This is a genomic window from Pseudomonas sp. JAI120 (assembly GCF_014207255.1).
In the GTDB taxonomy this organism is placed as follows: Bacteria; Pseudomonadota; Gammaproteobacteria; order Pseudomonadales; family Pseudomonadaceae; genus Aquipseudomonas.
Window position 1 is genome coordinate 435,619 of the sequence record NZ_JACHCZ010000005.1, and the last position, 23,494, is coordinate 459,112.

At 63.7% G+C, this 23,494-nt stretch carries 20 protein-coding genes; 12 read left to right on the top strand and 8 right to left on the bottom strand.

The window, feature by feature from the left end; genetic code table 11:
* Window positions 1–3: 3 nt before the first annotated feature.
* Both HDC32_RS25595 and HDC32_RS25600 read left to right on the top strand, forming a co-directional pair.
* On the top strand, window positions 4–813 hold the full coding sequence (locus HDC32_RS25595; protein WP_010567348.1) for an ABC transporter permease: 810 nt from the start codon (window positions 4–6) through the stop codon (window positions 811–813).
* A 17-nt stretch (window positions 814–830) separates the two neighbouring features.
* The gene (locus HDC32_RS25600; RefSeq protein ID WP_184746035.1) at window positions 831–1,985 is read left to right on the top strand and encodes an ABC transporter ATP-binding protein; all 1,155 of its coding nucleotides are present in this window, start codon (window positions 831–833) and stop codon (window positions 1,983–1,985) included.
* Window positions 1,986–2,619: 634 nt separating this feature from the next.
* Here the strand turns inward: HDC32_RS25600 and HDC32_RS25605 are convergent.
* From HDC32_RS25605 to HDC32_RS25615, 3 genes are read right to left on the bottom strand one after another with little or no spacing between them, the layout of a single operon-like run.
* Window positions 2,620–3,360, bottom strand: coding sequence for a PAS domain-containing protein (locus tag HDC32_RS25605; protein ID WP_131698770.1), 741 nt, complete (start codon window positions 3,358–3,360; stop codon window positions 2,620–2,622).
* Window positions 3,361–4,020, bottom strand: coding sequence for a response regulator (locus tag HDC32_RS25610; protein ID WP_131698771.1), 660 nt, complete (start codon window positions 4,018–4,020; stop codon window positions 3,361–3,363).
* Complete coding sequence (locus tag HDC32_RS25615) at window positions 3,989–5,035, bottom strand: ATP-binding protein (protein WP_167655034.1); 1,047 nt, start codon at window positions 5,033–5,035, stop codon at window positions 3,989–3,991. Before HDC32_RS25615 ends, HDC32_RS25610 begins: the two co-directional genes overlap by 32 nt.
* Before the next feature lie 250 nt (window positions 5,036–5,285).
* Between HDC32_RS25615 and HDC32_RS25620 the strand changes: the two genes are divergently transcribed.
* From HDC32_RS25620 to folD, 9 genes are all read left to right on the top strand, one after another.
* On the top strand, window positions 5,286–5,732 hold the full coding sequence (locus HDC32_RS25620) for a dimethylamine monooxygenase subunit DmmA family protein (protein WP_145338776.1): 447 nt from the start codon (window positions 5,286–5,288) through the stop codon (window positions 5,730–5,732).
* Complete coding sequence (locus tag HDC32_RS25625) at window positions 5,729–6,658, top strand: PDR/VanB family oxidoreductase (RefSeq protein WP_184746037.1); 930 nt, start codon at window positions 5,729–5,731, stop codon at window positions 6,656–6,658. Before HDC32_RS25620 ends, HDC32_RS25625 begins: the two co-directional genes overlap by 4 nt.
* Before the next feature lie 11 nt (window positions 6,659–6,669).
* Entirely contained in the window at window positions 6,670–7,686 is a 1,017-nt protein-coding gene (locus HDC32_RS25630) for a DUF3445 domain-containing protein (protein ID WP_145338778.1), read from the top strand.
* A gap of 30 nt (window positions 7,687–7,716) precedes the next feature.
* Window positions 7,717–8,847, top strand: a complete 1,131-nt coding sequence (locus HDC32_RS25635; RefSeq protein ID WP_092488268.1) for an aminomethyltransferase family protein — start codon at window positions 7,717–7,719, stop codon at window positions 8,845–8,847.
* 30 nt (window positions 8,848–8,877) lie between these two features.
* Window positions 8,878–9,744, top strand: a complete 867-nt coding sequence (gene purU / locus HDC32_RS25640; protein ID WP_131698775.1) for a formyltetrahydrofolate deformylase — start codon at window positions 8,878–8,880, stop codon at window positions 9,742–9,744.
* 20 nt (window positions 9,745–9,764) lie between these two features.
* The gene (locus tag HDC32_RS25645) at window positions 9,765–11,132 is read left to right on the top strand and encodes an NAD(P)-binding domain-containing protein (RefSeq protein WP_131698776.1); all 1,368 of its coding nucleotides are present in this window, start codon (window positions 9,765–9,767) and stop codon (window positions 11,130–11,132) included.
* Between the two features lie 2 nt (window positions 11,133–11,134).
* Window positions 11,135–13,444, top strand: coding sequence for a DUF1989 domain-containing protein (locus HDC32_RS25650; RefSeq protein ID WP_184746039.1), 2,310 nt, complete (start codon window positions 11,135–11,137; stop codon window positions 13,442–13,444).
* A gap of 74 nt (window positions 13,445–13,518) precedes the next feature.
* A complete protein-coding gene (locus tag HDC32_RS25655; RefSeq protein ID WP_145338780.1) occupies window positions 13,519–15,198 on the top strand; it encodes an APC family permease in 1,680 nt (559 codons plus the stop codon).
* Window positions 15,199–15,271: 73 nt separating this feature from the next.
* Entirely contained in the window at window positions 15,272–16,207 is a 936-nt protein-coding gene (gene folD / locus HDC32_RS25660) for a bifunctional methylenetetrahydrofolate dehydrogenase/methenyltetrahydrofolate cyclohydrolase FolD (protein ID WP_260403728.1), read from the top strand.
* 578 nt (window positions 16,208–16,785) lie between these two features.
* Here the strand turns inward: folD and HDC32_RS25665 are convergent.
* The 5 genes from HDC32_RS25665 to glnT all read right to left on the bottom strand — a co-directional run bounded on the left by HDC32_RS25665 (window position 16,786) and on the right by glnT (window position 22,608).
* Window positions 16,786–18,111, bottom strand: coding sequence for an ammonium transporter (locus HDC32_RS25665; protein WP_184746043.1), 1,326 nt, complete (start codon window positions 18,109–18,111; stop codon window positions 16,786–16,788).
* Between the two features lie 205 nt (window positions 18,112–18,316).
* Window positions 18,317–19,645 carry an FMN-binding glutamate synthase family protein gene (locus tag HDC32_RS25670; RefSeq protein WP_078732729.1) on the bottom strand — a complete coding sequence of 443 codons (1,329 nt, stop codon included), beginning with the start codon at window positions 19,643–19,645 and terminating at the stop codon, window positions 18,317–18,319.
* Window positions 19,646–19,659: 14 nt separating this feature from the next.
* A complete protein-coding gene (locus HDC32_RS25675) occupies window positions 19,660–20,334 on the bottom strand; it encodes a protein glxC (protein WP_027603580.1) in 675 nt (224 codons plus the stop codon).
* 11 nt (window positions 20,335–20,345) lie between these two features.
* Entirely contained in the window at window positions 20,346–21,251 is a 906-nt protein-coding gene (locus HDC32_RS25680) for a glutamine amidotransferase family protein (RefSeq protein WP_131698781.1), read from the bottom strand.
* Window positions 21,252–21,273: 22 nt separating this feature from the next.
* On the bottom strand, window positions 21,274–22,608 hold the full coding sequence (gene glnT, locus HDC32_RS25685) for a type III glutamate--ammonia ligase (protein WP_145338782.1): 1,335 nt from the start codon (window positions 22,606–22,608) through the stop codon (window positions 21,274–21,276).
* A gap of 282 nt (window positions 22,609–22,890) precedes the next feature.
* Between glnT and HDC32_RS25690 the strand changes: the two genes are divergently transcribed.
* Entirely contained in the window at window positions 22,891–23,490 is a 600-nt protein-coding gene (locus tag HDC32_RS25690; RefSeq protein ID WP_131698783.1) for a helix-turn-helix domain-containing protein, read from the top strand.
* The last annotated feature ends 4 nt before the right edge of the window (window positions 23,491–23,494 follow it).

Genomic DNA, 23,494 nt, shown 5'->3' on the forward strand with positions numbered 1-23,494 from the left:
GTCATGCTCCTGACCCCCAATGCCATGAGCCGCAGGATGCGCTTGGGCCTCTACACCACCACCGGGTTGATTGGCCTGTTCCTGCTGCTGCCGATCGTGTTTATCGTGCTGCTGTCGTTCGGCTCGTCGCAATGGCTGGTGTTCCCGCCGCCGGGCTGGACGTTGAAATGGTACGGCCAGTTCTTCTCCAACGCTGACTGGATGAACGCAGCCATGGCCAGTCTCAAGGTGGCCGTGCTGACCACCGTGTTCGCCGTCGCCCTGGGCCTGCCCACCGCCTTTGCCCTGGTGCGTGGGCGCTTCCCCGGCCGCGAATTGCTCTATGGCCTGTTCACCCTGCCGATGATCGTGCCGCTGGTGATCATCGCCGTGGCGGTGTACGCGCTGTTCCTCAAGCTTGGCTACACCGGCACGATGTTCGCCTTTGTGGTCAGCCATGTGATCGTGGCGCTGCCGTTCACCATCATCTCGATCATCAATTCGCTGAAGCTGTTCGACCAGTCGATCGAAGACGCGGCGGTGATCTGCGGCGCCTCGCGGTTGCAGGCGGTGTTCAAGGTGACCTTTCCGGCGATTCGTCCGGGGATGGTCGCCGGTGCGTTGTTCGCCTTCCTGGTCTCGTGGGACGAAGTGGTGCTCAGCGTGATGATGGCCAGCCCGACCCTGCAAACCCTTCCCGTAAAAATGTGGACCACCCTGCGCCAGGACCTGACGCCTGTGATCGCCGTCGCGTCGACGCTGCTGATCGGCCTGTCGGTACTGGTCATGGTGATTGCCGCCGCCGTTCGCCGGCGTACCGAAACCCGCGCTTGAGCGCCGAGGAGAAGAACATGAGTGCAGTGATCAACGATGTCGCGCAGAGCCATGGCCAACCCCTGGTCAGCCTGCGCAACCTGAATAAGCACTACGGCGAATTCGCTGCCGTGGACAACATCTCGCTGGACATCCAGGACGGCGAATTCCTCACCTTCCTCGGCTCCAGCGGCTCGGGCAAAAGCACCACACTGTCGATGCTTGCCGGCTTCGAAACGCCAAGCAGCGGCGAGATCCTGGTCAGCGGCCAATCACTGGTCAATGTACCGCCGCACAAGCGCGACATCGGCATGGTGTTCCAGCGTTACTCACTGTTCCCGCATTTGTCGGTGCGCGACAACATCGCCTTCCCCCTGGCGATTCGCAAACTGGCCAGCGCCGAACGCGAAAAGCGCGTGGACGCCATGCTCAAGCTGGTGCAACTGGAACAGTTCGCCCATCGCCGCCCTTCGCAACTGTCCGGCGGCCAACAGCAACGGGTCGCCATCGCCCGCGCGCTGGTGTACGAGCCACGCATCCTGCTGATGGACGAACCCCTCGGCGCCCTCGACAAGAAGTTGCGCGAAGACCTGCAGGACGAACTGCGCCAGCTGCACCGGCGCCTGGGCATCACCATCGTCTACGTGACCCACGACCAGGAAGAAGCCATGCGCCTGTCCCTGCGCATCGCGATTTTCAGCCACGGCAAGATCGTCGGCCTGGGCACCGGCTTCGACCTCTACCAGAACCCGCCGAACGCGTTCGTGGCGTCGTTCCTCGGCAACTCCAACTTCCTCAAGCTCAAGGCCCAGGGCAACGCGGCGGCAGCGTTCGAAGGCCAATCCCTGTCGATCCGCCTGACCAGCGGGCTGCGCACCGAGCAGGATGTGCTGCTGATGGTGCGCCCGGAAAAAGCCCTGGCGCTGAGTGTCGAACAGGCCGCTGAACAACCGTTGGCGGCGGGCTGGAATGAAGTGTCGGCGATTGTGAGTGAGGTGCTGTTCCTCGGCGAAAGCCAGACCTGCACAGTGAAAACCCTCGGCGGCACGTCAATGACGGTCAAGGCGCTGTCCGCTGCGGGCATGCCACTCAAGGCCGGCGACCCGGTGCGTGTGCGCTGGGCGACGGCGGATGCGTGTGTGTATACGGAGTGGGCCGAGAGTGATCTGAACAAGGCCGCAGGCGCGCATTGAGTCACCCATGTGGGAGGGAGGCCCCACTACCGCTTCGAAGTAGGGCTGCTGCGCAGCCCAACGCGGGACAAGCCCGCTCGCCACAAGAATGCTGTCGACTGAAATTGCTTATGCAAAATTCAAGACTTTAGGGTGAAATTTTAACTTTTAAAATCAGTAAGTTATTTTAAGTTTGAGAAGAGCATGGCTATCTACACAACGTTCTAGTCGCCAACGGCAACCACGATGCGAAGAGAGCCGCCCTTGATCTTGCTTTGGATCTTGATCTTGATCTCAGGCGCCCCGTTAACCACGCTGGCCGGAATCCGATAGTGATTGGGGGAGGTAAACCGGCAGGGATGCCGGTTTAGCCGCCCCGCGCCATGGATGGCGCGTGGCGGCGGCCCCCCAAATCACTGTCGGATTACGGGCACACCGAGCCTAAGCGAGGTGCCGAGTGGTGGGGCAAGAGCCCTTTTGGTTACTTTTGGGGCTCTTTTCCAAAGTGACCCGCTGTAAGAGCGGAACCCTAAGTGGCCGTTACCGCAGCAACGGATATGTACTCGGCCTGACATCCTGGTCGGCTGTCAGGCCGCCATCGGGGGCAAGTCGAATCGTCGCACCGCCCCTCCCACATTTGAGCTGCATTTACCCGTTAAAGCTGGCGCTCGAAAATAGCCCCCTCGATCCCCAACACCTCACGGGTATCCGCATAAATCCCCACGCCCTTCTCCCACACGTGCTTGATCGACCGGTCGGCGCAGCGAATCCGGTAATTGAGCTCGAACGGCTCCTGCCGTGACAACGCATATTGCACCTCGCGCCACACATAGTCGGCATCCTGCGCCAGGATCAGGCTGTTGTAGGTGAACTCATGGTTGTCCACCAGGCGCTCGGCGGGGTAGCCGGTCAGCTCCAGGCAGCCGGCGCTGACGAATTCCATGGTCCAGTCGCGGTTGTTGCGGCCGCGATAGATCAGGCCCGGCATGCTGTCGAGCAAGCTCATGCTACTGCGCTGGCTGGCCTGCCAGGCGATTTCGCGGCGCTTGTGCGTGGTGACATCGCCGGCCACCAGGTAAAAACCTTGGGGGCCGCGCTTGAGGCTGATCTCGAACCAGCGCAATTCGCCGTTGGGGTGCACAAAGCGCAGGCGCTGGTTGAATGAGGTGTCGGGGCGGCGGCGCAGTTCATTCAGGGCCTGGCGCCATAGCGGGCGGTCTTCCTGATGCACGTAGTCCATCAGGTTGCGCTCCGCGCCGGGCGGGCCCATCAACTCGGCCCAGGCCAGGTTGAAATGGGCGATCTGACCGTTGTCGCGCAGTTGCAATAAGGCGGCGGGAAAGCAATCCATCAAGTCCATTGGCGGCGGCGCAAACGCTTCGGGGCTGTCCCTCATCTAGTGGCGCTCCTCGTGTTTCATCAAGGCGCCGCTGTGCACCCAGGCCGCCAGCTCCAGGCGCGAATGCAGGCCGAGCTTCTGCAACAGGCTGCGCACGTAGATTTTCACCGTGCCGTCGCTGATCCCCAGCTCCCGGCCGATCTGTTTGTTGCTCATGCCGGCGGCGATCAGCGCCAGGGTCTGGCCTTCGCGCTCGGTAAGGTTTTCGCTGCCCGCTGCCTCACACGCTTGCGTGGGCTCGGCCTGGTCGGCGAGCAAGGCAATCAGGGTCGAGTCCAGCACGATCGCGCCCTTGTGACAGTTGCGCATATACGCCAATAGCGCATCCGGCTCGGTTTCCTTGAGCACATAACCGCTGGCGCCCAGGCGCAAGGCCGTGAGCAACTCGGCGCGGTCCATGGAGGCGGTGAGCACCACCACCTGGCAATCCAGGCGCAACTGGCGCAGTTCATCCAGCACCTGTAATCCGCTGAGGCCCGGCATGTGCAAATCCAGCAGCACCTGTTGCGGCGTCAGGCTCACGGCCAGGTTGATGCCCTCGCGGCCGCTGGCCGCCTGCCCCACCACTTCGAAGTCGCCGCTGGCATCGAACAACTGCGCCAGGCCCTTGCGAAACAACGGGTGATCATCGATCAGTAATAAGGTCGTGCAGTCCATCGAGACTCCCCTGTGGCAGATCGTGGTGGCGACGCAGGCCAAGGTGCACACGCACCCCGTGCGGGCGGATCGCTTCTATGCTCAGCCGTGCGCCGATGCTGGCGGCGCGCTCGCGGATAATCGCCAGGCCGAAATGGTTGTGCTCGTCGCAGGCCGGGATCAAGCCGATGCCATCGTCTTCCACCGACACCGAGGCGTCGCCATCCTGGGTCTGGCGCAGTTCGATGCGCACGTGGCGCGCGTGGGAGTGCCGCACGGCATTGGCCAGGGCCTCGCGAATGATCTGCAGGATCTGCAATTCGGTTTCAGGGCTCAGGGCGTCGTCGGCCAGGCGGTTGTCGAGTTCGAAGACAATGATGCAGCGCCGCGAGAACTCCGCGACCGAGTCGGCCAGGGCCTGGCGCAGCGAGCGCCCGTCCATGGTCAGGCGCGCACTGGTGATCAGCTCGCGCACCTGGCGTTGCAGTTGGCTCAGGCCGGTGCACAGGTCCTGCAGTGCCGGCTCGCCCAGCTGCGACTGTAAGCCATGGGCCTGGAACGACAGGTAGCCCAACTGCTGCGCCACCGAATCATGCAGCTCACGGGCCAGGGCGCCGTGGCGGGAGGTCGCCTGTTTGCGCTGCTGCTCACGGTTATGGCTGCGCAGGCGTACGGTCACGCCTACCGCCTGCGCCGCCTCTTCCAGTAACTGGCGCCAACTGGCACCGGCGCGCCGGGGGGTGTCGAGCAGCAATGCGCCCTTTTCACCCTCGGGCAACGCGCACACCAGACGGTGCACGCCCCGTTGCCGGCACGGTCCGCAGGCTTGAGGGGCGTCCGTCACGCTCGCGTCGCGCCAGGGGCAACGCGCGACCTCCTGGCAGCCGTCGACCCACCCTCGCCGCGTCGGGCCCAGGTCTTCGCCGCCGAGGATCAGGTTAAGCCTGGCAGGCGGCAGCAGTGCGTCGAAACGGTCCAGGAAACCCGACAAGGCACCGTCAGCGTGCAGGGGTAACTCGGCCAACAACCTGCGCACGCTGCGCGCCTGTTCGCGGCGTATAGGCCCCAACCAGAGCGGCCAGCCTTTTGGTCGTGTCAGCACTCTTTGATAACTCCCCGTCCGGTTGCTCTGCATGGTCGAAAGGCCCAGCAACTTCCATGCCCCGAATGGCCGGCGCACAAGGCTTATCTCCAAAGGCATAGCCCTTTTTCCAGATTGAGAAGATTTTCCCCATAGGAAAGTATCTCTCCCAACAGGAAACAAACACACACCGTGGAGAGCCCGCATGACGCCTACCCGCAGCCGCCCCATCGTGGTGATGCAATCAGCCGCCGCCAGCGCAGCGTTCATCAGCGAACTGCACATGCCCGTGCTGTTGAACGGCGAACACCCCGACTTTGCGCGGCGCCTGCAACAGGCGCTGGCCAGCGCCACCGTGGGCTGCCGGCTCTACCTGCTGGGCGACGAAGCCTTTATCTGGCGTGTGCACGGCGAGGCCCGCGCCGCTGGCCTGGAAGACGACGAGATCGACATGACCTGCACCACGCCGGGCCTGCGCCAGGTGTATTGCGCACACTGCGGCCTGACCCAGGCGGCCGGGCCGGAGCCGCTGTTGAACTGCATCGGCTGCCACGTCGGGCTGGAGGTCCGCACGCATTTTTCCCGGCGCCTGGGGGCGTATCTCGGCGTGTGCATCAACCCCGACCAGCCCTACGCGGGGTTCCAGCCATGAGCGCGGCCCTCAATGTCCAGGTCAGCGCAGCACGCATGCTCACGCCGGTGGTGCGCGAATTCACCCTGACACCCGCCACGGGCAGCCTGCCCGGCTTCTCGCCCGGCAGCCATGTGCAGGTGCACCTGCCGCTGGCCGAAGGCACGGTGCGCAACGCCTATTCACTCACCAGCGACCCGGCGCACCCCCAGCACTACCGCATCGCCGTGCGCCTGCAAGACGCCTCGCGCGGTGGCTCGCAGTACCTGCACAGGCAGGTGCAGGTCGGCGACACCTTGCAGATTTCACCACCGGCCAATCTGTTCGCCCCCCATGGCACCGCGCGCCTGCATATCCTCATCGCCGCCGGGATCGGGATCACGCCGTTCATGGCCTATATCGCCGCGATGGAACAACAGCAGGCCGACTTCGAACTGCATTACCTGTTCCGTCCGGGCCTCAGCGACGCCTATCTCGACGAGTTACAAGAGCGCCTCGGCCCGCGCCTGCACACCTACGATCGGCGCCCGGACCTAGACCGGATCCTCGGCAATCGACCGCTGGGCAGCCACGTCTACACCTGCGGTCCGCAGCCCTTGCTCGAGGCGGTTGAGCAACACGCCGCACGCCTCGGCTGGCCGCTCAAGCGTGTGCATTCGGAAGCCTTCAAGGGCGCACAACCCGGCCAGCCATTCGACCTGCACCTGCTGCGCAGTGGCCGACGCCTGCGGGTCGAGGCCGAGCAAAGCCTGCTCGAAGCCCTGGAACACGCAGGATTACAGGTGCCCAACCTGTGCCGTGGCGGGGTCTGCGGCCAGTGCATCACGCGCCACCAGGGCGGCGCCATCGAACACCGCGACAGCTTCCTCAGCCCGGCCGAGCAGGCCGACTTTCTGATGCCCTGCGTCTCGCGCGGCAGCGGCCCCTGCGTTTCGCTGGACCTATAGGAGTGAGTGCCATGCCCCTGCAAACGAGCCCCGTGCTGAGCTATCGCGACGATTTCAGTTTTCGCAACAGCCCGGCAGCGATCCGGCGTTTCCCCTTTCCCTTTATCGAGGACAGCTACCTGTACTCGGTGAACATCGAACCGGCCATCTCCCGCGACCCCGGCTCGATCTATGAGCACGCCTTCGACATCGACGAGCACTACCGCTCGGAAATGGCCGAGCGCGCCCTGGTGCTGGACAAGGACCCGCGCCGCTACCTGGTGATGCCGCACATGCAAGTGGCGGCCTGGGATGCGCTGCAGATGATCATGGAACACCTGGCCGCCGACTACCCGCAGTCGTTCAGCCTGACGCAAAACGGCGAGCGCTGGCAGTGGCGCAACCACCTCCTGGACATCGACCAGCACTTCATCTTCGGCGATGCCACCAGCCTGCCCTGCGCGCCGCTGGAGTACATCGGCCGTCAGGTGCAGGGGGATTTCGCCCTGCTCGACCAGCGCGACGGCGACCTGTACATGGACGCCGGCCTGGTCACCAGCCCGGCCGACTGGTCGCTGGCGTTCGACGCCGGCATGAGTTTCAAGCAGTGGCACGCACCGGTGCCCATGGCCCATCAGATGGGCGTGTTCGAACGGGCGCTGAAGTACCTGCTCAACCTGCAGGTCGGCCAGCCGGTACGGCGCTTGAACTGGACACTGACCATCAATCCGCGCCTGGATTCGTCGCCGGAAACCTTCCATGAATGGGGCGCCGATCGCGGCCAGATCACCGCGCAGAACGTCGGGCAACAGGTGCACCTGCGGGTCGAGCTGCAAGTGATGGCGCGCCTGCCGCGCAGCCACGCGGTGATGTTCAGCATCCGCACCTACCTGATCAGCCTGGACGAGCTGGTCACGCAACCCGGCTGGGGCTGTCGCCTGCACCGCGTGCTGCGCGACCTGCCCGACCCCATCGCCGACTACAAGGGCATGACCCGCTACCGCCACACGCTGGTCGAGTGGCTGAGCCAGTTCGACCCACAGGCCTGACGCCCCTTCTTCTACGACAAGGAACCTCACATGACCCACTCATGGCGTATTTCTGCATTGGCCGAACGGCACCGCGCCCTCGGCTCCCACCTCGAAGACTGGAACGGCATGGGCACTGCCTGGACCTACAGCAGTGACCTCGCCGACCACCACCAGGCGATCCGCACCCGCGCCGGCCTGATGGACGTGTCCGGCCTGAAAAAAGTCCATTACGTGGGCCCCCACGCCGAGAGCCTGTTGCAGTGGGCCACCACCCGCGACATCGCCAAGCTCTACCCCGGCAAATCGGTGTATGCCTCGATGCTCGATGAGGACGGCAAGTTCGTCGATGACTGCATCGTCTACCGCACCGGCCCCAACGCGTTCATGGTGGTGCATGGCGCCGGCACCGGGCATGAAATGCTCGTGCGCTCGGCCCAGGGCCGGCAAGTGGCGGTGCTGTTCGATGACGACCTGCACGACCTGTCGCTGCAAGGCCCGCTGGCGGTGGATTTCCTCGCCGAACACGTGCCCGGCATCCGCCAGCTGGCGTACTTCCACCACCTGCAAACCCGCCTGTTCGACCGCCCGGTGATGATCTCGCGCACCGGCTACACCGGCGAACGTGGCTATGAGATTTTCTGCAAGGCCGCCGATGCGCCGTTCCTGTGGGACAGCATCCTCGAACAAGGCGCGAGCCTGGGGATCATCCCCTGCGCCTTCACCGCCCTGGACTGGTTGCGGGTGGAAAGCTCGCTGATGTTTTTCCCCTACGACAACTCGCAGATGTACCCCTTCGCCGACCAGAAGGCCGGCGACACCCTCTGGGAAATGGGCCTGGATTTCACTGTTTCACCTGGCAAGAACGCCTTCCGTGGCGCCGAAGAACACCTGCGCCTGCGCGGCCAGGAGCGCTTCAAGATCACCGGTGTGCTGCTTGAGGGCGTCCGCGCCGCCGAGGCCGGCGACACCGTGTGGCAGGGCAACCAGCAAGTCGGCGTGATCACCTGCGGCATGTATTCGCGCCTGAGCAAACGCTCGATGGCCATCGCGCGCATGAGCGTCGCCTGTTCCGAACCCGGTATTGCCTTGCAGGTTCGCGGCAGCCTTGAGGCCAGCGCCAGCACCCACGCCCTGCCCTTCGACGACCCGCAAAAAACCAAGCGCACGGCCAAGGGCTGAACCTTCCTTCACGCAATTCAGGAGCCTTCGATGGACGCCTCCAGCGAACATTACATCCTCAAGATCACCTGCCCGGCGGCGTCCGGGATTGTCGCCGCGATCAGCGTGTGCCTGGCCCAACAGCAGTGCTACATCAGCGAGCTGGCACAGTTCGACGATGAGTTCACCGGGCAGTTTTTCATGCGCGCGGTGTTCCGTTTCAACACCGGCGTGAGCGGCGACATCGACGCCCTGCGCAAAGGCCTCGGCGACCTTGCCGGTGGCTTCGACATGCACTGGCAGTTGTTCAGCTCACGCCAACCGACCCGCGTGCTGCTGATGGTCAGCAAGTTCGACCACTGCCTCACCGACCTGCTCTACCGCCACCGCAAGGGCGAGATGGACATGCACATCACTGCCGTGGTCTCCAACCACCTGGACCTGCGGGCGATGGCCGAACGCGAAGGCATCCGCTTCATCTACCTGCCGATCACCAAGGACACCAAGGCCGGCCAGGAAGCCGAGCTGATGCGCATCGTCGAAGACACCCAGACCGACCTGGTGGTGCTCGCGCGCTACATGCAGATCCTGTCAGACGGGCTGTGCCAGCAACTGTCGGGCCGGGCGATCAATATCCACCACTCGTTCCTGCCCGGTTTCAAGGGCGCCAAGCCCTACCACCAGGCCTATGACCGTGGCGTCAAGCTGATCGGCGCCACCGCCCACTACGTCACCAGCGACCTGGATGAAGGCCCGATCATCGAGCAGGAAATCCAGCGCGTCGACCATACCCACCTGCCCGATTCGCTGGTCGCCATCGGCCGTGACACCGAAACCGTGGCCCTTTCCAAAGCCCTGAAATACCACCTGGAACACCGGGTGTTCATCAACCAGGACAAGACAGTGATCTTTCGCTGAAACCTTCAGGAGGCACGCTCATGACCCTACGTGTAGCAATCATCGGTGCCGGCCCATGCGGCCTGGCGCAACTTCGCGCGTTCCAGTCGGCCCGCGACAAAGGCGCCGCCATCCCTGAGCTGGTGTGCTTCGAAAAACAGCAGGACTGGGGCGGCATGTGGAACTACACCTGGCGCACCGGCCTCGACGAGAACGGCGAGCCGGTGCACGGCAGCATGTACCGCTACCTGTGGTCCAACGGTCCCAAGGAATGCCTGGAGTTCGCCGACTACACCTTCGAAGAGCATTTCGGCCGGCCCATCGCCTCCTACCCGCCGCGCGAAGTGCTGTGGGACTACATCAAGGGCCGCGTGGAAAAGGCCGGCGTGCGCGACTACATCCGCTTCAACAATGTGGTGCGGCAAGTCACCTTCGACGAACAGAGCCAGCGCTTCACCCTCTACGCCCACGACTACACCAGCGACACCTTGACCTGCGAGGAATTCGACTACGTGATCAACGCCTGCGGCCACTTTTCCACGCCCAAGGTGCCGTACTTCGAAGGCTTCGAACAGTTCGCCGGGCGTATCCTGCATGCCCACGATTTTCGCGAGGCCCTGGAGTTCAAGGACAAGGACCTGCTGATCGTCGGCAGCAGCTATTCGGCCGAGGACATCGGCTCGCAATGCTACAAATACGGCGCGCGCAGCATCACCAGTTGCTACCGCAGCGCGCCCATGGGCTATGCCTGGCCGGATAACTGGGAAGAAAAACCGCTGCTCCAGCGCCTGGAAAACAACCGCGCGTACTTTATCGATGGCAGCAGCAAGCACATCGACGCGGTGATCCTGTGCACCGGCTACAAGCACCACTTCCCGTTCCTGCCCGATGAACTGAGCCTCAAGACCGACAACCGCCTGTGGCCGATGAACCTCTACAAGGGCGTGTTCTGGGAACCCAACCCACGCCTGATCTACCTCGGCATGCAGGACCAGTGGTACTCCTTCAACATGTTCGACGCCCAGGCCTGGTATGCCCGCGATGTGATCCTCGGGCGCATTCAACTGCCCGGCCACGCCGACATGGTCGCCGACAGCCAAGCGTGGCACGCACGGGAACAGACCCTGGAAACCAACCAGCAGATGTTCGAGTACCAGGGCGCCTATATCCAGCAACTGGTGGACGCCACCGACTACCCGAATTTCGACATCGCCGCCGTCAACGAAACCTTTCTGCACTGGAAGCACGACAAGGCGGAAAACATCATGGGCTATCGCGACAAGTCCTATCGCTCGCTGATGACCGGCACTCAGTCACCGCCCCACCACACGCCGTGGTTGCAGGCCCTGGATGACTCGATGGCGGCGTACCTGGGCGAGCCCGCGACGCCCATCAAGTCGGTCGGATGATGATGAATGCACCGCGTGTTTCCCATCCCCGTGAACCCGGGCTGTTTGCCCGCGCGCCGAACCTGGAACGCTACCGCGTGGCCGTCGGTGGCGTGACCCTGGTCGACTTGCAGCCTGGCGACGGCCTGCACGTGATCGACGTCGAAGGCCGGCAAACCTGCGCACTGCTGGCCCTCGACGCCGGCGGCCGCAGCGCCCTGGCGAGCTGGGGTCTGAGCGGGTCAACGGCGTGCAGCGTGCCTGGGCGTATCGGCCAGGCGCTCCAGCGGCGCGGCATCGACACACAGGCATTGCCGCTGGCTGCCTCGCTGTGGGACGCCGACAGCCCGCCCGGCCACAGCCGACAGTTTGTCGCCGAGGACGCGCTGCTGGTAATCGTCGCCGCCCCCGCCGAGGCCACCGCCGTCGACCGGCAATACCGGCCCAGCGAGCTGCGCCTGCTGGTGACGCGGGCCAACCCCTCGCCGCTGCTGGTACCGGCCCTGCCCGAACCGTTGGGCGATGTACTCGACGAATTCACCCTGCGCGCGGGCACGGCCCACAGCTACACCGTCGCCAGAGGGCAGTACATCCAGGTGCTGGACGTCGCAGGCCGCCAGTGTTCGGACTTCGTCGCTCTCGACCGGCGAGCCCTGGATCGCGGCGTCGAACTGGACCTGGACCAGACCGTCACGCGCACGCTGAACGGCAGCGCCTACCCGGCACCGGGGCTGTTCTCGAAGTTTTTCGACCGCCATATGCAACCGATGCTGGAGGTGGTGCAAGACACCGTCGGGCGCCACGATTCATTCGCCCTGGCCTGCGCGGCGCGCTACTACGAAACCCATGGCTATTTCGGGCACGACAACTGCAGCGACAACCTCAGCCGCGTCCTCGCCTCCCATGGCGTGCAGGCGCGCAACGGCTGGCCGGCGATCAATTTCTTCTTCAACACCGGTATCGATGCGCACCAGCAGATGACCCTGGATGAACCCTGGTCACGGCCCGGCGATTACGTGCTGCTGCGGGCCATGACCGACCTGCTGTGTGGCAGTACCTCGTGCCCGGATGACATTGACCCGGCCAATGGCTGGAACCCGACCGACATCCATGTCCGCATCTACAGCGAGAAGGAGCGTTTTTCCATCGCCATGAGCACTCGAACCACGGCGGATGCCGACCCGATCCTCACCCGTGAGTCCGCGTTTCACTCACGTACCCGCGCCCTCACCGGCAGCTTCACCGACTACCGCAACTGGTGGCTGCCGCTGCGCTACGACGGTTACGGCGTCACCGAGGAATACCTCGGTTGCCGCGAACGGGTGGCGGTGATGGACCTGACCGCCCTGCGCAAATTCGAAATCATCGGCCCCGACGCCGAAGCCCTGTTGCAGTACTGCCTGACCCGCGACGTACGGCGCCTCGCGGTGGGCCAAGTGGTGTATTCGGCGATGTGCCATGCCCACGGCGGCATGCTCGACGACGGCACCCTGCTGCGCCTGGGCCCGGACAACTTCCGCTGGATCTGCGGCGAAGACTACGCCGGCGTGTGGTTGCGCGAACAGGCACAGAAACTGGGCATGAAGGTGTGGGTCAAGTCCGCCAGCGCGCAGATTCACAACCTGGCAGTGCAAGGGCCGCTGAGCCGCGAACTGCTCAAGCAGATGGTCTGGACTCCGCCCACGCAACCGAGTGTGGAAACCCTCGGCTGGTTTCGCTTCCTGGTCGGTCGGCTGGACGGTTTCGACGGCTGCCCGTTGATGATTTCGCGCACCGGCTACACCGGCGAACTGGGCTTTGAGGTGTGGTGCCAGCCCGAAGACGCCGAACGGGTCTGGGACCGCATCTGGCAACTCGGCCAACCCTTGGGCCTGGTGCCCCTGGGCCTGGAAGCCCTGGACCTGCTGCGCATCGAAGCCGGGCTGATTTTCGCCGGCTACGAGTTCAGCGACCAGACCGATCCGTTCGAGGCCGGTATCGGTTTCAGCGTGCCGCTCAAGAGCAAGACCGATGACTTTATCGGTCGCGACGCCCTGCTGCGGCGCAGCGCCCATCCCAGCCACAAGCTGGTCGGCCTGCACCTGAGCGGCAACGAGACCGCCCACCATGGCGACCCGGTGTACCAGGGCCGGGCCCAGGTCGGGGTGATCACCAGTGCCTGCCGCTCACCGCTGCTGGCCAGCAATATCGCGCTGTGCCGGGTCGACGTGAGCTGCGCCGAGCCCGGCACTGAACTTGAGATTGGCAAAGTCGATGGCCTGCAGAAGCGCATCAGCGCCACGGTCAGCGCAGCGATTTTCTACGACCCGGACAAAAGCCGGGTGCGTAGCTGATCGTCCCGAAACGGGTGTGCCACCCCATTTTGACTGCCCCAACCTAACCGCTATTCAGACATGGGAATACGAAGATGGAAGCGACGACGTTCGAGGCTGTACCGCAGGCTGCCGGCTCGGTGGGCAGCCTGCACCGCAAGATCGATTGGCGCGGGGCATTCTGGGTCGCCAGTGGTGTGCCCGCGCTGGTGTTGTTCTCCATCGGTGCGATTGCCGCCACGGTGGGCAAACCGGCGTGGATCGTGTGGATCGTGTCGATCCTGTTCGGGTTTATCCAGGCCTTCACCTACGCCGAGATCGCCGGGCTGTTCCCGCACAAATCCGGCGGCGCCTCGGTGTACGGCGCGGTGGCCTGGGTGCGCTACAGCAAGCTGATCGCACCGGTGTCGGTGTGGTGCAACTGGCTGGCCTGGTCGCCGGTGCTGTCCATCGGTTCGGGGCTGGCGGCGGGGTATATCCTCACGGCGCTGTTTCCCGCCGATGCGCTGATCAACACCTGGCAACTGACCCTGCTGGACCTGGGCTGGGTGAAAAGCGGTCTGTCGTTGCGCATCAACGCGACGTTCGCCATTGGTTTGTTGATTTTGCTCACGGTGTTTGCCGTGCAGCACGGCGGCATCCTGCGGTCGGCGCGCCTGACCCTGGTGCTCGGCGTCACCTCGTTGATTCCGCTGCTGCTGGTGGGCGTGGTGCCGTTGTTCACCGGGGATGCGACCCAGGCCAACTTCCTGCCGCTGTACCCCCTGGCCCATGACGCGGCCGGGCAAGTCATCGATGGACCGTGGGATATATCCGGCTGGTCACTGATGGCCGGTGGGCTGTTCATGGCGGCGTGGTCCACCTACGGCTTTGAAACGGCGGTGTGCTACACCCGTGAGTTCAAGGACCCCAAGCGCGACACCTTCAAGGCGATCTTCTACGCCGGCCTGCTGTGCATCCTGGTGTTCACCCTGGTGCCGCTGGCATTTCAAGGCAGCCTCGGGCTGGGCCAACTGGTGACGCCGGCGGTGCTCGACGCCAGTGGCGCAACCGTGACGCCCGCGGTGTACAGCGGCCTGCTCTCGCCGGCGATCTACAGCGGCATGGGCGTTGGCCAGGTGCTGGCCGACAGCATCGGCGGCGGCAAGGTGGTGGCCAATATCGTATTGATCATGCTGGTGCTGGCGACGTTGCTGGCGATCATGACCTCGATGTCCGGTTCGTCGCGCACCCTGTATCAGGCTTCGGTGGATGGCTGGCTGCCCAAGTACCTGGGGCGCACCAACGAACATGGCGCGCCGACGGCGGCGATGTGGACCGACCTGTCGTTCAACCTGCTGCTGTTGCTGATGTCGGACTACGTGTTCGTGCTTGCGGCGTCCAACGTCAGCTACATCATCTTCAACTTCCTCAACCTCAATGCCGGCTGGATCCACCGCCTGGACCGCCCCGACTGGGTGCGCCCGTACAAAGCCCCCACCGTGCTGCTGGCGGCCGGCGGCGTGCTGAGTTTCGTCAACCTGGCCTGCATGGGCCTGGGCGCGGACATCTGGGGCGCAGGCACGCTGGTCACCGGCTTGCTGTTGGCGCTGCTGATCCTGCCGGTGTTCTGCTACCGCCACTATGTTCAGGACAAGGGCCGCTTCCCCGCCGCCATGCTCACTGACCTGTATATCCAGGCCGATGACGGCCAACGCCGCGCCGGCTGGCTGCCCTATGCCACGCTGGTCGCCGGTGTGCTGGTGGTGTATGCCTGCCATCAACTGGTAGCCTGAGCCTTCTGGCCTGCCTATGGCTGAGGGATTCCTATCCCTCAGCGCCTTATTTCCCCAGACAACGGTGACGCTTTTGACCAGCTCTCTCCCCACGCTTGCCCGCGATATCGACGGCAAGGCCATCTCTGCCCAGGTGCTCGACGAGGTTCGCGAAGAGGTCCTGCTGCTTGCCTCGCAGCAAATCTACCCGGCCCTGGCGGTATTGCTGGTGGGCGATGACCCGGCCAGCCACGTCTACGTGCGCAATAAACTGCTGCGGGCGAAGGAAGTCGGGATTCGCTCCCTGGAATACCGGCTGCCGGAGGATGCCAGCCAGACGCAAGTGCTCGACCTGCTTGCCCAGTTGAATGCCGATGCGACGGTCAACGGCATCCTGGTGCAGTTGCCGCTGCCGGCGCATATCGACGAAGCGGCGGTGATCCACGCGATCGACCCGATCAAGGATGTCGATGGCTTCCACCGCGAAAACGTCGGCGGCCTGGTGCAAGGCATCGAAGTGCTCACGCCGTGCACGCCCAGTGGCTGCATGCGCCTGCTGCACGAAACCTGCGGCGACTTGAGCGGCTTGCACGCGGTGGTGATCGGGCGTTCGAACATTGTCGGCAAACCCATGGCAACCCTGCTGCTGCAGGCCAACTGCTCGGTCAGCGTGGTGCACTCGCGCAGCATCGATGCACCGGCGCTGTGCCGTTTGGCCGACATCGTCGTCGCCGCCGTAGGCCGGCCGCAGTTGATCGATGCCAGTTGGCTCAAGCCCGGCGCAGTGGTGATTGATGTGGGGATCAACCGCATCACCACCGAGACCGGCACGCGGTTGGTGGGGGATGTGGATTACGCCAGCGCACGCACCATTGCCAGCGCAATCACGCCAGTGCCCGGCGGTGTGGGACCGATGACGATTGCCTACCTGCTGAAGAACACCCTGGTGGCGAGCCAGCTGCAACGCAGCAAGGCAAATGCGGAAGGGGACTTGCCCCCGATGGCGGTGGCTCAGCTACAACCAAGCTGACTGACAGACCGCTGTAGGCGCATAGGTATCCACAACGGTAACCACGATGCGAAGCGAGCCGCTCTTGATCTTGCTGTAGATCTTGATCTTGATCTTGCTGTAGATCTTGATCTCAGGCGCCCCGTTAACCACGCTGGCCGGAATCCGATAGTGATTTGGGGGGTAAACCGGCAGGGATGCCGGTTTAGCCGCCCCGCGCCATGGATGGCGCGTGGCGGCGGCCCCCCGAATCACTGTCGGATTACGGGCACACCGAGCCTGGGCGAGGTGCCGAGTGGTGGGGCAAGAGCCCTTTTGGTTACTTTTGGGGCTCTTTTCCAAAAGTGACCCGCTGTAAGAGCGGAACCCTAAGTGGCCGTTACCGCAGCAACGGATATGTACTCGGCCTGACATTCTGGTCGGCTGTCAGGCCGCCATCGGGGGCAAGTCGAATCGTCGCACCGCCCCTCCCACATTTTAGTCGCAGGGCATCAGTTGGATAACCGTCGGCTCCTGATCCGTCACGGGAGCAAGCTCCCTCACCACAGGTACAGCGCTCGCCCTTAACTGACTGGCAAACAGTTTGAGCCGCGTTTACTTCAGTGGTTGTAGGCCCGCTCATTATGCTCGGCCAGGTCCAACCCCATCTCCTCCACCGACTCATGGGCACGCAAGCCAACCAGGGCATTGACCACCTTGAGGATGACCCAACTGATCACAAAGCAGTACACCGTGGTCAGCAGCACACCCTTGAGCTGGGCAACTACCTGAGCGCCCATGGTCACACCTTCCACCAGGCCACCCATGGACGGTACACAGAACACGCCAGTCAACACCGCGCCGATCATCCCACCGATGCCGTGCAGGCCGAACACGTCGAGGCTGTCGTCGTAGCCGAAGCGGCGCTTCAACACCGTCACGCTCAAATAACAGAACACCCCGCACAGCAAGCCGATGGCCAACGCACCGCCGACGCCCACGTAGGCACACGCCGGGGTGATCCCCACCAGACCGGCCAACGCGCCGCTGGCCAGGCCAAGGGCACTGGGCTTGCCGACCTTGAACCACTCGGTGAACATCCAGCCCAGAATCCCGGCGCAGGCGCCCAACTGAGTGTTGAGCATGACGATGCCCGAGGTGCCGCTGAGGCCGCCACCGGAGCCGATATTGAAGCCGAACCAGCCGACCCAGAGCATCGCCGCGCCGGCCATGGTCAGGCTGAGGTTATGCGCCGGCATCGGCGTGTTCTGGTAGCCCTTGCGCTTGCCGAGGATCAGGCACGCAGCGAGCGCAGCCACACCGGCATTGATGTGCACGGCGGTGCCGCCGGCAAAATCGAGCACGCCCCAGTTATGCATCAAGGCCCCCGAACCGCCCCAGACCATATGCGCCACCGGGGCATAGACCAGGGTGAACCAGAGGGCCATGAACAGCAGCGCCGCCGAGAATTTCATGCGTTCGGCAAAGGCGCCGGCGATCAGCGCCGGGGTGATGATGGCGAAGGTCATCTGGAAGGTCACGAACACCCCTTCCGGAATATCCCCCACCAGGCTCTCCGGGGTCATGCCCGCCAGAAAGGCGCGGCTCAGGCCGCCGACAAAACTGTTGAAGGTCACCTGCCCTTCGACCATGCCGGTGGTGTCGACCACCATGCTGTAGCCGTAGATCACCCACAGCACGCCCACCAACCCGGCAATGCCGAAGCATTGGGTGAACAACGAGAGCATGTTTTTCGCACGGACCAGGCCGCCGTAGAACAACGCAAGCCCCGGCAAGCACATGAACAGCACCAGCACGGCGGCGGTGACCATCCAGGCGGTGCTGCCGGTGTTCAAGGTGGGGGCGTCGGCGGCCTGGGCCAAGGGTGCAAAGGCACTGGCCACCAATAAACCGGAGAGGGATTTGCCGAGAAGACGATTGACCATGTTCAAAGCTCCTGCAAAAGAAATGGGAAGTGTCGGGCAGCGAGCAGTTGTTGTTTGGAGAGCCTCTAGGCGGGCTCCTTGATTTGCCTATCTATTGTGGCGAGGGAGCTTGCTCCCGCTGGGGTGCGAAGCAGCCCTAAAAAGCCGGCTCCAGCTGCGCTGTCGAACGGGAGCAAGCTCCCTCGCCACAGGTTCTTCTCCCGCCTCAGTAACCGCTACCCGAACCCGGCACCCAACTGGTCCCCGCCAGCGGCACCCGCGCCATGGCGGCCGATTCCACTGTCAGCGCCACCAGGTCCTCGGGGTCGAGGTTGTGCAGGTGCGATTTGCCGCACGCACGGGCCATGGTCTGCGCCTCCAGCACCATCACCCGCAGGTAGTTGGCCAACCGCCGCCCGCCTTCCACCGGGTCGAGGCGCTTGGACAGCTCCGGGTCTTGCGTGGTGATGCCGGCCGGGTCGCGGCCGTTCTGCCAGTCGTCGTAGAAGCCGGCGGCCGAGCCGATCTTTTTCAGTTCCGCGTCCAGCCGTGGGTGGTTATCGCCCAGGGCAATCAGCGCCGCCGTGCCGATGGCGACCGCATCCGCGCCCATCGCCATGGCCTTGGCCACATCGGCACCGTTGCGAATCCCGCCCGACACGATCAACTGGACCTTGCGGTGCATGCCCATCTCTTGCAAAGCCTGTACCGCTTGCGGGATGGCCGACAAAATCGGGATGCCCACATGCTCGATAAACACTTCCTGGGTCGCGGCAGTCCCGCCTTGCATGCCGTCGAGCACGATCACATCGGCACCGGCCTTGACCGCCAGCTTCACGTCGTAATACGGCCGGCTCGCGCCGATTTTCACGTAGATCGGTTTTTCCCAATCGGTGATTTCGCGCAGCTCGGCAATCTTGATCGCCAGGTCATCCGGGCCGGTCCAGTCCGGGTGGCGACAGGCGCTACGCTGGTCCACGCCGATCGGCAAGGTGCGCATGCCGGCCACACGCTCGGTGACTTTCATGCCGAGCAACATGCCGCCACCCCCGGGCTTGGCGCCCTGGCCGAGGACGATCTCGATGGCATCGGCCTTGCGCAAGTCATCCGGGTTCATGCCGTAGCGTGATGGCAGGTACTGATACACCAGGTGCTGGGACTGGCCGCGCTCTTCCGGGGTCATGCCGCCGTCACCGGTGGTGGTGCTGGTGCCGGCGATGGTCGCGCCACGGCCCAGGGCCTCCTTGGCGTTGGCCGACAACGCACCGAAACTCATGCCGGCGATGGTCACCGGGATCTTCAGGTGGATCGGCTTCTTGGCGAAACGGTTGCCGAGGATCACATCGGTGCCGCACTTCTCGCGATAGCCTTCCAGCGGGTAGCGCGACACGCTGGCGCCGAGCAGCAGCAAGTCATCGAAGTGCGGCAGCTTGCGCTTGGTGCCGCCACCGCGAATGTCGTAGATGCCGGTTTCGGCGGCACGCTGGATTTCCTGGATGGTCAGGCGGTCGAAGGTGGCCGACTCGCGCAGGACCGGAGGGGTTTGTTCAGTCATGGTGAAGCTCCTGATCAGTACGCGGAGGCGTTATCGACTTTGAAGTTGTAGAGTTGACGGGCCGAGCCGTAGCGCTTGAAATCCGCCGCCTGGTGGGCGAAACCGGCGCGGTCGAGCAGTTCCTGCAACTCTTGCAGGTGCTCGCTGCGCATCTCTTTTTCGACGCAGTCCGAGCCCAGGGACTCCACCGTGCCTTTCACGTAGATGTGGGTTTCGTAGAGCGAATCGCCCAGCGCATCGCCGGCGTCGCCGCACACCACCAGGCGCCCGGCCTGGCCCATGAAGCAGCTCATATGGCCGATGCTGCCGCCGACGACGATGTCGATGCCCTTCATGGAGATCCCGCAACGCGCGCCCGCGTCGCCCTCGATCACCAGCAAACCGCCATGGGCCGTGGCCCCGGCCGCCTGGGACGCGCTGCCTTTGACGCGCACCGAGCCGGACATCATGTTCTCGGCGCAGCCCACGCCGACATTGCCGTGCACGGTGATCGAGGCCTGCTGGTTCATGCCCGCGCAGTAGTAGCCGGCGTGGCCCTCGATATCGATGGACACGGCCTGGTTCACCCCCACCGCGAGGTTGTGCTTGCCGTTGGAATGGGTCACGCGCCACTCGTTGTCGATGGCCTGGGCGTGCAGCGCCTGGTTGAGGTCACGCACGGTGGCGGTGGAAAGATCGATGGTTTTCATGTGTGCGCTCCTTAAGCTGACTGGCGTTCCCAGATGTACAACGTGGCCGGTGCCGGCTCCCAGATCCGCGCGTTCTCGATGCCCGGCAGGCTCGACAGCGCCTGGTATTCGGAGGCCATGGCGACGTAGTCGTCGGTCTCGGCGAGGATCGCCGGCTTGCACGCAATCGGGTCGCGGATCACCGCAAAGCCGTTGCGCGTGCCGATGGCGAAGGTGAAGAAACCGTCGAGGTCTTCCAGGGAATGGTCCAGCGCCTCTTTGAGCGAGTCGCCCTGTTGCAGGCGCCAGGTCAGGTAGCCGGCGGCGACTTCGGTGTCGTTGTCGGTTTCGAAGTGGATGCCTTCGCGCTTGAGTTCCTGGCGCAGGCGGAAGTGGTTGGACAGCGAGCCGTTGTGTACCAGGCACAGGTCGGCGCCGGTGGAAAACGGGTGGCTGCCCTCCATGGTCACCGCGCTTTCCGTGGCCATGCGGGTGTGGCCGATGATGTGGCTGCCCTGCATGTTTGCCAGGCCGAAGCGCTGGGAAATCTCCTGGGGCAGGCCCATGCCCTTGAGGATCTCGATGCTCTGCCCGGCGCTCATGATGCGCACGCTCGGCGCCAGTTCGGCCAGGGCCAGGCGCACCGGAGCTTCGTCGGCGTGGATCTTCAATACGGCGGCGCTGGCGTTCTGGAACCAGTCCAGGGAACAGCCGAGGCGCCCTTCCAGCTCGCCCATCAAGCCTTTCCAATCGAAGGCTTCGGTGGTGGCTTGCAGGGTCAGCTTGACCCAGCCATCGGCGACTTCATCGCCGTAGATGGCGAAACCGGCGCTGTCCGGGCCACGGTCGGTCATGGCTTGCAGCATGGGTTCAAACAGCTTGCCGAGCTGGGGTTCCAGCTGCGGATTCTTCAGGTACAGGCCTACGATTCCACACATAACAAGTCTCCGTCACACGGTGTCAGAAAAATTCGGTATAGCGCTGGATTTCCCAGTCGCTCACATGGCGGCTGTACTCCACCCACTCCATGCGCTTGAGCTTGATGAACTCGCCCACGATCTGCGGGCCGAGCATTTCGGCGAACAGCGCGTCGGCTTCCAGCGCGTCGCAGGCTTCCTTGAGGGATTGCGGCAGGGTCTTGATGCCGCGCTCGGCGATCTGCTCGAGGCTCAGGCTGTAGAGGTTTTCGTTGCAGACGTGGTCGATTTCCAACTGGCGATCAATACCGTCCAGGCCCGCGGCGATGATCGCAGCGCTGACCAGATAGGGATTGCAGCCGGCATCCGGCAGGCGGAACTCCAGGCGGCCATACGGCACGCGCACCATGGCCGAGCGGTTGTTGGCGCCAAACGCAATAAAGGCCGGGGCCCAGGTGGCGCCGGACAACGAGTTGCCGACCACCAGGCGCTTGTAGGAGTTGACCGTGGGCGCGGCGAACGCACACAGCGCCGGGCCATGGGCGAGCAAGCCGGCGGCGAAGTGATAGGCGAGTTTCGACAGGCCCATGCCGCTCGGGTCGCTGGCGTCATGGAACAGGTTTTTGTTCTCGGCGCTGCTGATCGACAGGTGAAAGTGCATGCCATTACCGGCGCGTTTCGGGTCGGGCTTGGGCATGAAGGAGCAGATCATGCCCAGGTCATTGGCGATCTCGCCGGCGGCCATGCGGAAGAAGGTGAAACGGTCGGCGGAGGTCAAAGCGTCGCTGTAGGTGTAATTGATCTCGAACTGGCCGTTCGCGTCTTCATGGTCGATTTGATAGACCTCGAAATCCACCGCCTGCAAGGCTTCGGTCAGGCGCTCGAGAAACACCCGCGAACGCGACAGGCCCTTGTAGTCGTAGCAAGGCTTGTCGAGGTTGTCGCTGGGGTCTACCAATTGCAACTTGCCCTGCTCGTCGCGGCGCATCAGGTTGAACTCGGGCTCCAGGCCGGTGTTAAGCGTCCAGCCCTTGTCCTGCAGGCGCTGCACTTGTTGCTGCAACACGTAGCGGCTGTCGTAGGGATGAGGCTTGCCGTCGACATGCCCGACGCACACCACGCGCCCATAACCTGGCTGCCAGGGTACCGGGGTCAAGGTCGACAGATCGCCACGCGCCATGAAGTCCGGGCCGTGGGGCTCCATACCCATGCCACTGATGGCAAACCCGGCAAACCCCGCGCCCTCTTCGGCCACGGTCTTGAGCCCGCAGATGGGCACCGACTTGGTCTTGGCCGCACCGTGTATATCCACAAACTGCGCAAGCACGTACTTGATCCCGTGCTTGTCGATGAGGCGCTGGGTTTCTGCTGGCAACATTGCGTGTCACTCCTCGCGAAAGGCAAAACCGTGTGGGTGGGTCTAGGCTGTCTTTTTATTCCTAAAAAGAAAGTTAGTTTCCCTACAGGAATGCAATACCCTTGCCAGATTCGTGGTCGACACATCGAAGTGGGTGGAGCTGCGCTTTTGTGCTGTATATATGGGAAAATTCTTTTCCCCGCAGGAATACGTACAGCGGGGTGGCCTTCAAGCGCCAGACCTTGCACTTTCCCAGTGCGAAAATAATATTACTGAACGGAAACCGTGCAGGAGCCGATGATCATGTCCACCGAAACCGCCCCGCGCCTCAAGCTCGAGCAATACCTGGGGCTGCAGATCAAACGCCAGCGCCAGGCCCAGGACCTTAAGCTGTCCGACGTGGCGAAGATTGCCGATATCAGCCAGGGCATGTTGAGCAAGATCGAGAACGCCCAGGTCTCCACCAGCCTCGATACCTTGAGCCGCCTGTGCGACGTGCTCGGGCTGCCGTTATCGAAGTTATTCAGCGAATACGACCAGCAGGATGGCAGCGCCTTGCTGGTCAAGGCCGACCAGGGCATGGAAGTGGTGCGCCGGGGGACCGAGAAAGGGCATACCTATCACCTGCTCAACCACACGCGCGGACCGAAGAAGAGCTTCGAGGCGTACATGGTCAGCATGGATGACGCCAGTGAGGAGTTTCCGACCTTTGCCCATCCAGGGACGGAGTTTTTGCATTTGCTGGAGGGGGAGTTGATTTATCGGCATGGCAACCAGCTGTATCGGATGGAGGCCGGGGACAGCTTGACGTTTGAGGGCGAGATTCCGCACGGGCCGGAGCAGTTGGTGCGGGTGCCGATTCGGTTGTTGTCGATCATGAACTACGGCAACGACAAGGAGTAATCCG